Source organism: Maribacter sp. MS6 (genome assembly GCF_056839185.1).
Map to the genome: position 1 here is coordinate 3,701,827 of NZ_CM166389.1, position 11,885 is coordinate 3,713,711.

12 protein-coding genes are annotated in these 11,885 nt (G+C 40.0%); 10 read left to right on the plus strand and 2 right to left on the minus strand.

Annotated features, from left to right (window positions below):
- Positions 1 to 21: 21 nt before the first annotated feature.
- Together MS6x_RS16175 and MS6x_RS16180 are read left to right on the plus strand one after the other, a co-directional pair.
- Positions 22 to 1,983, plus strand: a complete 1,962-nt coding sequence (locus MS6x_RS16175; protein WP_482603484.1) for a sensor histidine kinase — start codon at positions 22 to 24, stop codon at positions 1,981 to 1,983.
- Entirely contained in the window at positions 1,983 to 2,714 is a 732-nt protein-coding gene (locus MS6x_RS16180) for a LytR/AlgR family response regulator transcription factor (RefSeq protein ID WP_482603485.1), read from the plus strand. The genes MS6x_RS16175 and MS6x_RS16180 overlap by 1 nt, the downstream gene beginning before the upstream one ends.
- Positions 2,715 to 2,737: 23 nt before the next feature.
- Here the strand turns inward: MS6x_RS16180 and MS6x_RS16185 are convergent, their stop codons facing one another.
- Entirely contained in the window at positions 2,738 to 4,045 is a 1,308-nt protein-coding gene (locus MS6x_RS16185) for a DEAD/DEAH box helicase (protein ID WP_482603486.1), read from the minus strand.
- 386 nt (positions 4,046 to 4,431) lie between these two features.
- Here MS6x_RS16185 and MS6x_RS16190 point away from each other — a divergent pair, with 386 nt between their 5' ends.
- Positions 4,432 to 5,901 carry a C-type lectin domain-containing protein gene (locus MS6x_RS16190; RefSeq protein WP_482603488.1) on the plus strand — a complete coding sequence of 490 codons (1,470 nt, stop codon included), beginning with the start codon at positions 4,432 to 4,434 and terminating at the stop codon, positions 5,899 to 5,901.
- Positions 5,902 to 5,906: 5 nt separating this feature from the next.
- On the opposite strand, the gene MS6x_RS16195 is transcribed toward MS6x_RS16190, so the two are convergent.
- A complete protein-coding gene (locus tag MS6x_RS16195; protein WP_482603490.1) occupies positions 5,907 to 7,457 on the minus strand; it encodes an NAD(P)/FAD-dependent oxidoreductase in 1,551 nt (516 codons plus the stop codon).
- A gap of 113 nt (positions 7,458 to 7,570) precedes the next feature.
- Here MS6x_RS16195 and MS6x_RS16200 point away from each other — a divergent pair, with 113 nt between their 5' ends.
- The 7 genes from MS6x_RS16200 (at position 7,571) to MS6x_RS16230 (ending at position 11,881) form a co-directional block, all read left to right on the plus strand.
- Positions 7,571 to 8,194 carry a hypothetical protein gene (locus MS6x_RS16200; protein ID WP_482603491.1) on the plus strand — a complete coding sequence of 208 codons (624 nt, stop codon included), beginning with the start codon at positions 7,571 to 7,573 and terminating at the stop codon, positions 8,192 to 8,194.
- 87 nt (positions 8,195 to 8,281) lie between these two features.
- Positions 8,282 to 9,622, plus strand: coding sequence for a 2TM domain-containing protein (locus MS6x_RS16205; protein WP_482603493.1), 1,341 nt, complete (start codon positions 8,282 to 8,284; stop codon positions 9,620 to 9,622).
- Between the two features lie 153 nt (positions 9,623 to 9,775).
- Positions 9,776 to 10,057, plus strand: coding sequence for a 2TM domain-containing protein (locus MS6x_RS16210; protein ID WP_482603495.1), 282 nt, complete (start codon positions 9,776 to 9,778; stop codon positions 10,055 to 10,057).
- Positions 10,058 to 10,074: 17 nt separating this feature from the next.
- On the plus strand, positions 10,075 to 10,377 hold the full coding sequence (locus tag MS6x_RS16215; RefSeq protein WP_482603496.1) for a 2TM domain-containing protein: 303 nt from the start codon (positions 10,075 to 10,077) through the stop codon (positions 10,375 to 10,377).
- The gene (locus MS6x_RS16220) at positions 10,368 to 10,706 is read left to right on the plus strand and encodes a 2TM domain-containing protein (protein ID WP_482603498.1); all 339 of its coding nucleotides are present in this window, start codon (positions 10,368 to 10,370) and stop codon (positions 10,704 to 10,706) included. Before MS6x_RS16215 ends, MS6x_RS16220 begins: the two co-directional genes overlap by 10 nt.
- Before the next feature lie 27 nt (positions 10,707 to 10,733).
- On the plus strand, positions 10,734 to 11,063 hold the full coding sequence (locus tag MS6x_RS16225) for a 2TM domain-containing protein (RefSeq protein WP_482603500.1): 330 nt from the start codon (positions 10,734 to 10,736) through the stop codon (positions 11,061 to 11,063).
- A gap of 53 nt (positions 11,064 to 11,116) precedes the next feature.
- Positions 11,117 to 11,881 (plus strand): LytR/AlgR family response regulator transcription factor, encoded by a 765-nt coding sequence (locus MS6x_RS16230; RefSeq protein ID WP_482603501.1) that lies wholly within the window; start codon positions 11,117 to 11,119, stop codon positions 11,879 to 11,881.
- Positions 11,882 to 11,885: the final 4 nt, after the last annotated feature.

Consider the following 11,885-nt stretch of genomic DNA (forward strand, 5'->3'; position numbering starts at 1 on the left):
CGTTGAGCCTTAATTCTAAAAATGGTTGATTTCCCTCTAAAGCTTATATTTTTAGGACTTTTGTCTTGTTTTAGCTATTCGATTAGCTACGGACAGCTTATCGATAATAATAGGGTACACTCTTATTATAAGGTTTTTGTAGAAACAGACAATTTCGGGGATTCTTATTTGGAATACCTAGAACAAGGTTTTGAAACTGTTAAAAACGATTCCATACAGTTTTCAATTCTAAATGACCTTGCCTATTATTGGCATACTAGAAATCTGAATACCGCTCTCGACTTTACTAGAAAAGGACTCCAATTAACCAAGCTAAAAGAGAATGTCCTGTGGGAAGGTAGATTTCAAATGACTCAAGGGGCCATTCTTTTGCGGATGGAAAAACTAGATAGTGCCCAGACTGTACTTCAACTGGCAAAAACTAAGGTTTTACAATCTGATTTACCCTTTTTAAATACACAATTAGGATACGTTTACGAGCGTAGGGGCCAATTGGACAAGGCAGCGGATTATGCGATGTCATCACTTGCTTTGGGTGACAAGCTTAACGATGTTAAGGCCAAAGCTATGGCATATAGTGATTTAAGCAATTTATTCTGGAAACAATCCAAGTATAAATCGGGCTTGGAGTATGCGCTTAGGTCCTTAGCATTTTTTAATACTTGGGGCATAACCGATCTGGATTATGGTTTCACGTTGTATATTACCGGCAACAACTACTTGGCATTAAAAAAGTACGAAAACGCACTAGATTACTATAAAAAATCAATTGAGGTCGGTGAACGCTACGGCTTTTACAATAATTTGAGTGATGTTTATATTTCATTAGTAGACCTATATTCTTTTTTAGGTGAATTCGATAATGCGGAGGAAGCAGGCCAAAATGCCGTAAAATATGCCGAATTACTGGAAAACAATTTTATGATAATGCGATCTTGGTTGTCGGTTGGCAGGATGCATAACGCAAAAAATAATTACAAAGAAGCGGTTAAAGCGCTTGAACGATGTATTAACGTAGCGACCGATGATTTTGGGGATGCCTATTATTTAAGTCTGGCGTACAAGGAATTGGGAATGGCCTATGCAGGAATTAACCAATTTAAAAAAGCGTACGAAGCGTTTTTGGAATATGATACATTAAACGCGGAAGTGTTTACGGCAGAGGCAGATCATCGTATTTCCGAATTGCGGACAGAGTTTGACGTAGCACAGAAAGAGAGTACCATTATGGTGCAAGAAAGCCTCATTAAAAAACAGGAAACACGTCAAAAATTTGGTCTTATTATTACTATACTTCTAGTATTACTACTGTTACTTGCCTATAAAGCTATTTCTAATAATAGTAAAAAGAATAAGCTGCTTCAGAAGCAAAATACTGAAAAGGAGTTTTTGCTTAAGGAAATTCACCATCGGGTAAAGAACAATCTAGAAATAGTTTCTAGCCTACTCTCATTACAATCAGCCCAAATTAACGATCCTAATGTTTTAAACGCCATGGAACAAAGCCAGCAGCGGGTTCACAGTATGGGAATGATACATCAAAAGCTGTATTTGGGCGAAAATATGGCTACGATTGAAATGAAGGACTATTTTTCTAATTTATCGGATTATATAATTAATTCCTTTGGAAAAGACAGCCATGTAGCCATGGCTTTGGACATGCAGAAATTTGAACTGGATGTTGATATGGCCATTCCTATTGGCTTAATAGTTAACGAGTTGATTACAAATTCTTTGAAATATGCATTTCCAGATGATAGAAAAGGAAAAATCCGATTATCTTTAAAAGAAAAGGAGGACTTAATTATCTTGGAAGTAACAGATAACGGTGTAGGAATGCAATTGTCAAAAGAAGCCGTAGGAACTGGATTTGGAACGAAATTGGTTGCATTGTTGGTCAAACAGTTGGACGGGAAAATGGAATTACTAACAACGCAAGGAACTTCAGTGTTTATTGCGTTTAAAGCTTCAAAAGCGGCATAATGGAAGAGAACAAAATACGGGTACTGATAGTAGAGGACGATATGATTATTGGTGCCAATGTATCGCTATTGCTTACGAATCTTGGTTATGAGATAACCGGATTAGTGCCTAGGGGAGAAGAAGCCGTGGTGCACGTGCGTGAAAACCCACCTCATATTTTACTATTGGATATAAATTTAAAGGGGAATTTAAGTGGCATAGATACCGCTAAGGAGATACAAAAACATGCCGATATCCCTATCATATACCTAACGGCCAATAGTGATACCGCTACATTTGAGTTAGCTAAGCAAACCCGTCCTAAGGCATTCATTACCAAACCTTTTAACAAGTTGAATTTACAGCGCACCTTGGAGCTAGTGGCTCAAACCATTGAACAAGATGAAAAAGTGGTTGAAACTCCCGAATTTGAACTGCTTGAAGATCGTATCTTTATACGGCATAGAGGCAAGATGATAAAGCTCTTGTTAGATGATATCTTGTATTTGGAGGCAGACCGTAATTACTGTATAATAGTGAGCCAAAATGCAGAACATACTCTTTCTAGTAGTTTAAAAGTTGTAGCGGATAAGTTGCCGCATTCACAATTTATGCGGGTACACCGCAGCTATATGGTAAATATTTCTAAATTAGATATTGTTGCAGACGACCATTTAGAGATAAGACGAAAGTCCATACCGTTAAGCAAAACTTATAAAGATTTCCTTATGAGTCGTTTACGTACCATTTAGGTTGAATGGGAATTTCGCTCTTTTTACTCTGATCTAGAGGATTGACTGCTGCTATTTCTACCCCTGTTGTTATTCCTGTTATTTTTCCCCCTAAAATTGGAATTACCGGAGTTGTTACGGCTTCTATTGGAATTAGGTCTGCTGCTACGTTGCTGTGGTCTCCTTTGAGGTTCTGTTTGCTGCCGGTCCTCACTATCATCTACAAATTGATGCTCTGGCATACGCGGCACTTCCTGTTTTATTAATTTTTCAATATCCCTTAAGTAGGGGCGTTCCTCTCTATCACAAAAAGAAAGGGCAGTACCGCTGGCACTGGCCCGTCCTGTTCTGCCAATACGGTGAACATATGTTTCCGAAACATTGGGTAAGTCATAATTAACTACCAAAGAAAGTTCTTCCACATCGATGCCACGAGCGGCGATATCTGTCGCGACCAAAACTTTCAATTTTCCATCTTTAAAAGCTCCCAACGCTTTTTGTCTCGCTGCTTGCGATTTATTACCGTGTATGGCAGCCGAACGTATCCCGGCTTGGTCCAGTTTTTTAACTATTTTATTGGCACCGTGCTTGGTTCTTGAAAATACCAATACCGAATCGCTAGGGCGTTGTTCCAACAAATGCACCAATAGTTTTGGTTTATTTGGTTTGCTCACAAAGTAAACACCCTGTTCCACTTTTTCCGCCGTTGCTTGTTCGGGTTTAATGGTAACCCGCTCAAAATCACCTAGCATCTTTCTGGATAGTTCAACAATACTTTTTGGCATGGTGGCCGAAAAGAAGAGCGATTGTCGTTTAGGCGGCAACTTGGCAATTATTTTCTTAATATCGTGGATAAAGCCCATGTCCAACATTTGGTCTGCTTCATCTAATACCACAAATTCTAAGTCTCTAAATGTTATGAATCCTTGGTTCATAAGGTCTAGGAGTCGGCCAGGAGTTGCTATGATGATATCCACTCCTGCGCGCAGTGCATTTACTTGTTTTCCTTGTTTTACGCCTCCGAATATTACGGTGTTCTTTAGACCGGTATGTCTTCCATAAGCGGTAAAGCTCTCGCCTATTTGTATTGCAAGTTCCCGTGTAGGAGTAACTACTAAGGCCTTCACTTTTCGTTTATTCTGACTTAGACTAATGCGCTCGTATAAGTGATGTAGAATAGGAATCCCGAATGCGGCTGTTTTCCCGGTTCCAGTTTGTGCCACACCCAAAAGATCTTTTCCTTTCAGTAAAATGGGAATTGCTTGTTCTTGTATAGGGGTGGGGTGTGTATAGCCTTCGGTTTGTAGGGCTTTAAGAATAGGTTCGGCCAGGCCGAGTTCTTTAAATGTCATAATTTCAAATAAGTTGCAAAGTTACGGCTATTATAGCGACTTGCAACAAAACAATTTAAGGCCAACCACTAAACGTATTGTAAGTCAAACCATTACATAGCCTTAGTTGACCTTGAATAAAGGCACATACACAACAATTATTCAGAAAAGTAGTGTATCATCTGTACTTTTACTTAGATAACAGGGGATGCGCGAATTCATAAGCCAAAAGCGTATACCCGTTATGTTGTTTATTTTAAATGTAATCACGTTGAGTCTTTATTGAATCGACCCAGACCAAAACAACTTTTATTTGAACCTATAACCGTGATTTACACAGCTTATGCCAGCTGGGTTTAGTTACTAAATAAATGAAAAAGTCAAATTGCTATCATAGTACCATAATTATGAAAAGACTTACCCTAATACTAGGTTTGCTGTTTTCTGTTGTAATTGCAACAGGGCAAACAACCATATGGAGCGAGGATTTTTCGACCTATACAGATGGAACAATCAGTGGAATGGGTACAGGAACTTCATCGGCAGCTTGGACCTCTCAGAATGGTGCCGCGGTAAGCGCAGGATTAATTCGTGCCAATAATACCAGGAATTCAGCCTCGTCCTCTTTAGCCTCACCTCTTATTTGGCAGACCAATGCCATTGATATTCTGAATTACACAAGTGTTGAGTTTAGTATAAATACAGCGGCCTTTAATGCGAATCAATTCGAAAATTCTGGAGGAGGAGAGGATAATTTTACCTTGGACTATCGCTTGGACGGAGGCTCATGGGTTCCAGTTTTTAACTTGTCCGGTTCTACATCACAACCGGTAGCCCCATCCTATACAATAACGGGACTTACGGGAGCAACACTTACAATAAGGGCTCGGTTTCACAATACAGCCGGAAATGAAACCTATACCATAGATGATGTGTTGGTCACAGGGATACCCATTGTTACAAACCAACCTCCTGTACTAACTGCAACTGGCAATCAAAACTATTGTGTGGGGTCGTCGACACCTATAGCTCAGACCATAAACATTACCGATCCGGACGATACAAGTACTTTAGCGGTATATATACAGATATCTAACGGATATGTAAATGGTGAAGACCTTTTAACCCTAACGGGAAGCCATCCAAACATTACCGCAAGTTGGGATGTTGTTCAGGGCGAATTAACACTTTTAGGCCCTACTACCTATACCGAGTTTGAAACGGCAATTTTGGCAACGGAATTTTCTAGTAGTTCGGCGAATCCATCAGGAAGCAGACAATTTTCCATAACCGTAGGTGAGGCTAATTTTTTACCTGCCACCCAGCATTATTATGAATTTGTCTCCGATCCAGGAATTTCCTGGACCGATGCCGAGGCTGCCGCCGCTGCTCGTAACTATTTTGGATTACAGGGTTATTTGGTAACGCTGACTACACAAGAGGAAGCCGATTTTTCGGGAGCACAGGCCAGTGGATTTGGTTGGATAGGTGCTACAGATGTAGCTGTTGAAGGCGAATGGCGCTGGGTTACGGGTCCTGAGGCCGGAACACAATTTTGGCAAGGTTTGGCCAATGGAACCGAACTGACGTTTGCGAACTGGAACGGTGGTGAGCCCAACAATGTTGGTGGAGGTGGTGAAGATTATGCGCATATTGCAGCAGCGTCTGTTATTCGCGGTGGAGCACCCATAGGTGCTTGGAACGATTTGCCCAATAACGGTGGAGGCGGCGCCTATGCTTCCCAAGGCTATGTAGTAGAATATGGTGGCATGTCCGGTGACCCTGTTTTGAATATTACTGCCACTACAAGCTTGTCGGTTAGCAGGTGTACCGTAATAACAAACAGAAGAATCACCTATAGGGTAAAGAACAACTAACTATGCTATAACCCAGCTATGGCGGCCTCTGCACAACGCTCGCCATCCATAGCAGCGGATACAATACCCCCAGCATAGCCACCACCCTCACCACAAGGAAACAATCCTTTTATCTGCGGATGTTCCAATTGCTCGTTTCTGGGGATGGTAACGGGAGATGAAGTACGTGATTCTACACCAATAATATTAGCTTCGGACGTATAATAGCCGTGCATTTTTTTTCCAAATTCAGCAAAACCTTGACGTAGCCTACTGCCAATCAATTTTGGCAATAACGAGTGCATTGGTGCGGATTTCAGACCGGGCTGGTAACTTGTTGAATTCAGGTCGTTGGACAGTTTCCCTTCTACAAAATCAGTCATTTTTTGAGCTGGAGCGGTCTGTGTTCTTCCGCCAGAGGTAAAGGCCAAGCGTTCTAAGCTCTTTTGGTATTCCAACCCTTTTAATGCCTCAAATTTCTCAAATTTTGGAATATCTGTATCCACATTAATCTCTACCACAATACCAGAATTGGCGTATAGGTTATTCCGTTTGGAGGGCGACATTCCGTTGACCACCACTTCCCCTGGAGCTGTAGCGGCCGGAACAATGAATCCGCCAGGACACATACAAAAGGAATACACACCGCGTCCTTTCACTTGCTCCACTAGACTATAGGCCGCTGCCGGGAGTAAGGAATCACGTTCTCCTGCGCAATGGTATTGAATGGAATCGATAATGTATTGTGGATGTTCCACCCGAACACCCATGGCAAATGATTTTGCTTTTAAGGCGATGTCCTTTTTGTGCAGTAATTCAAAAATGTCGCGAGCGGAGTGTCCTGTGGCCAAAATAACCCGCTGTGTTTCCATTTCCTTGGACTCATCCAATACGATGGATTTCAACCGGTTATTTTCAATAATGAAATCTGTTACTTTGGTATTAAAATGCACTTCTCCTCCCTGTGCAATAATTGTTTCTCTAATATTCTGAACGATTTTAGGAAGTTTGTTCGTGCCTATATGTGGATGTGCATCTATTAGAATCTGTTCCGTGGCCCCGTGGTGTACCAAGCTTTCGAATATACGCCGTACGTCGCCGCGTTTTAAGCTTCGGGTATATAGTTTTCCGTCCGAATAGGTACCTGCGCCACCTTCGCCAAAACAGTAGTTGGAATCTTCGCCAACAACATGGTCCTGATTGATGGCTTTTAGGTCGCGTCTGCGTTCCTTCACATCTTTTCCTCGTTCTAAAACAATAGGCTTATAGCCCAGTTCCAAACAGCGAAGTGCCGCCCACATTCCCGCAGGCCCAAATCCGATAATATGAACAGGTTTCGCTTTGGACACGTCTTTATAATCAAAAGAATAGTTCTCTTTCGGAGCGTCTTCCCCAATATAAACCACCAATTTATAGTTGAAAACGATTTCTGGTTTTCTGGCGTCAATAGATTTCCGAAGTATTTTTAAAGTGAAGGGTTGGTCGCCCAAACCCAAAAATTGGGCAGTTCTTTTTTTAAGGCTTCCTTCTTGGGCTTCCTCTGGTAAGCTTAATCGTAACTGTAGGTTTTTAATCACGGTACAAAATTACCGCAATTCGGTCTTTAAAATCTACAACTCGGTGCATCTTTTTTCTATTTCCTGCTTCCTAACCTGAAATTTGAATCCAGAAACCCATAAATACTAAAACCATGCAAAAGATTATTCTCATTTTATTCGTAGCAATAACCGCTTCTACAATTGCTCAGGACGCCTATGAGAAAGGGATGCAAAAGGCATTTCAACTCTGGGGCGAGGGAAAAACGGTTGATGCCGCAAACATGTTCGAACGCATTGCAAATGTAGAAATGGATAATTGGCTGCCTTATTATTATGTTGCTTCTATCAACACCATTGCTTCGTTTGGAGAAAAGGATAAAGAAAAATTGACCCGAGCGCTAGAAAAAGCTCAGGAGTTTATAGACACCGCAAACCGGATTTCTCCTAATAATCCGGAGATACTGGTGCAGCAGGCCATGACACATACGGCTTGGATCGCCTTTGATGGCGCTACGTACGGAATGACCCTTTCGGGCAAGGTAGCTGCTATTTATGCGCAAGCATTGGAAATGGCGCCGGATAATCCCAGAGTCGTTTTTTCAAAGGCAGAATGGGACATGGGGTCTGCGAAGTACTTTGGAAAGGACACATCGCCCTATTGTAAAGATGTAGAACGTTCCTTGGAACTTTTTGATACCTTTAAGGCAGAATCGGCTTTTCATCCCAGTTGGGGCAAGGAAAGGGCAGAACAGGTATTTGCAGATTGCGGCCAGTAGTAGGTGAAGTTTTAGAAAGTGATCTTGCCCGCTAGTAGTGGGCGATTTCTACAATATGAATCAATTAGAAGTTGCAAATAATTTAAGGTGGAAAACAACAGTAATAAAAAACTTTTTGGCAGGGTGATCAAAGTAAGTCTGTACATCACTGCAGGCATATCACTTGTGAACATAATCATGGCTTTTAACCGGGGTATTGTTTGGATGGATGAGTTGGTGGATGTGGGGATTACTTTTGTTTATGCCTTTATCATTACCGCGACCAATATTTATTATAACGAATATCTCACTCGGAAATACGATTGGGAACAGCAGACCCAAAAGCGATTATGGTATGGTGCTATAGGTTCTATTCTCTTGACTACTATTGCTTATGGCGTAGCTAGGATGTTGCAGGAGCTATTATTGAATGGAAAAGGTTTTATAGAATTTATAAAGGACGAGAATTTTTCCAATTATGTGTTTGTGCTGTTGATTGCCGTTTTAGTATCTGCTATTTTACATGCGTTTTATTTTTATAAAGCACTCCAAGACACTAAGGTAAAGGAGCAGAAAATTATTGCAGGTACGGCATCTGCCAAATTCGATGCGCTTAAAAATCAGTTGGATCCACATTTTTTGTTCAATAGTTTAAATGTGCTTACCAGCCTTATTGAGGAAGACCCTTCACAGGCACAAAAATTTACTACGTCTTTATCTAAGGTATACCGGTATGTTTTGGAACAAAAGAATAAGGATTTGGTTACAGTGGATGAGGAGCTACAATTCGCAAGAACCTATATGAAATTATTAAAAATGCGGTTTGAGGACAGCATACATCTGGATATTCCGGATAGTTGCTCAAATCCCGAGGCTAAAATTGTGCCGTTATCCTTGCAGTTATTGTTGGAGAATGCCGTAAAACATAATATTGTGACTTCCAAAAAACCCTTACTTATTAAAGTGGAAGAGGCGAACGATATGCTGGTAATCAGTAATAATCTCCAAGAGAAACAAGTAGTAAAAAAGAGTACGGGTGTTGGCCTACAAAATATACGGCAACGCTATAATATCCTCACCAATAGAGAAGTGGCGATAGAGAAAACTACGTCCCATTTTAAGGTGTATTTGCCTATGCTTTCCAAAAAAACATCGGTTGTAGCATCACAGGAATCCTATATAGAGGACAAACGCTACGAGAAGGCCAAAGAACGTGTAGAGGCTATAAAGGGATTTTATGGAAACTTGACCGCGTACCTTATCGTAATACCCATATTAATGTATATTAATTACCGTACTACAAGTTTTGCTTGGTTTATTTTTCCGGCGTTGGGATGGGGATTTGGCCTGCTTGGTCACGGGTTGCAAGCATTTGGATACAATCCTCTTTTCGGTAGGTCTTGGGAGGAACGAAAGATAAAGGAATACATGGAAGATGATAGTTTCTAGACTTTTGAACCAATCTTATTGTTGTGTGTGGCCCTAAGCAACAACTCAGCCTTAATAAATTACAATTGGGTATTTCATTTTTTACTTCACAGGCTTTAATTCCGAGATTTGATATATCAAAAAGAATAAAACAGTAACTTAAAAACGAAAAAGATGGAAAATAAGGATGTAAGTACAAACAGCAAGTATCTCAAAGCAAAAGAAAAAGTAGAAGCTATAAAAGGGTTTTATGGAAATTTAACGGCGTATGCTATCGTTATCCCAATACTGGCGTTTATAAATTATAACACCACATCTTTTGCATGGTTTTTATTTCCGGCACTAGGTTGGGGTTTTGGCCTTCTAATGCACGGATTGGGCGTATTTGGATATAATCCTTTCTTTGGAAAAGATTGGGAAGAACGCAAAATAAAAGAGTTCATGCAAAACTCATAATGTATAACAGTAACAAAATGGAAAATACAGAGCAGGATAATAAATATTTCAGGGCACGAGAACGCGTGGCTACACTTAAAAAGTTCTATGGTAAGGTAGGCTCTGGTGTAATTGCCATTGCGATTACCGGCGGTATTAATTATTACCTCAATGAATGGGAACATCCGTGGTTTTTATGGGTCGTTTTTGGAGTAAGCATCAGTTTGTTTTTTAGGGCTATCAAAATTTTTAACCTGAATCCGTTTATGGGTAAGAATTGGGAAGAACGCAAGATTCAGGAATTCATGAAAGAAGATAAAAAGCAAGAAAAATGGAATTAAAGGAAATGAATCAAACAGATAAAATGATTCGTGCTAAAAAGCACGTAGATGAACTCAAAGGTTTTTATATTCATCTTTTGGTTTTCATTATGGTAAACATATTTATAACCGGGGTAACCGTTTATGCCAGGGTAAATGGAGGCGAAAGTTTTGGAGAGGCCTTCTTTAGTTTCGCTTCTTTCTCAACAGCAATTTTCTGGGGAATTGGTCTTGGGTTCCACGCAGCTAAAGTCTATAACTTTAGCCCACTTTTCAGCAAAAATTGGGAAGAACGGCAAATTAAAAAATATATTGAAAAGGATAGAGAGGAAGCCGAAAAATTTAGATAAATCGACACTCAACTAATAAAAGAACAAATGAAAACTACGACTTTGTCAAAATATGAAAAAGCTAAATTGAGGGTGGCTTCCATAAGGGGCTTTTATAACCACCTAACTATTTATGTAATAATAAATATCTTACTCTACGTGTTACGAAATAAATTTACGTTAATACTCTTAAATGAGGATGCATTTGGGAATCCTGATTTCTTAGAGTGGATAGATTGGGATGTATTCGGCACTACCATTATCTGGGGTATCGTACTTGTTGTTCATGGCGTAAAGGTGTTAAGCAATTTTTCAAGGTTCCAACAAGAATGGGAGGAGCGTACTATTAGAAAGTACATGAACCGAAGTGGCGATTAAAACAGAATAAGAATACACGAGATACAAGTAAAACTAAGACCAATAACCAATACATGAGGACGATAATCATAGAAGACGAAAAACCGGCGGCAAGACGTTTAAATAGAATGTTGAACGACTTAACTGTAGAAGTATCTACGATGTTGCATTCTGTTGAGGAAGCTATAGATTGGTTTCAAAATAACGAACATCCAGACCTTATTTTTCTTGATATTCAATTATCGGATGGACTTTCATTTGAAATCTTTGATGTAATTGAGGTGCACAGTGCCATTATATTTACAACTGCATTTGATGAGTATGCACTGCAGGCCTTTAAGCTAAATAGTATTGATTATTTGCTTAAACCGATAGACGATGAGGATTTGGAAAGTGCGGTTAAAAAATACAAATCACGTTTTAAACCCGATGCGCCATCTCCGAAATTGGCCCTCGACTTTGAAGATATAAAAAAGCTCTTGGTGAATCCGGTAGAGCGTGAATTTAAAAAACGATTCACGGCTAGGGTAGGGCAGCACCTCAAGATCATTAATGCCGATGAGGTGGAATGTTTTTATAGTGAAAACAAAGGCACCTATGCGGCAACTTCTGATGGGAGAAATTATTTGTTGGACACTACGTTGGAGAATTTAGAGAACGAACTGGAACCAAGGATTTTCTTTAGGGTAAGTCGCAAATTTTATGTCAACATTAATCATATAAAGGATATCATTTCCTATACCAATTCACGCCTGCAAATTAAGCTAAACAATGTAAAGGAGCAAGAAATTATTGTAAGTAGGGAACGGGTAAAAGATTTTAAGCTTTGGTTGGAGTAATATA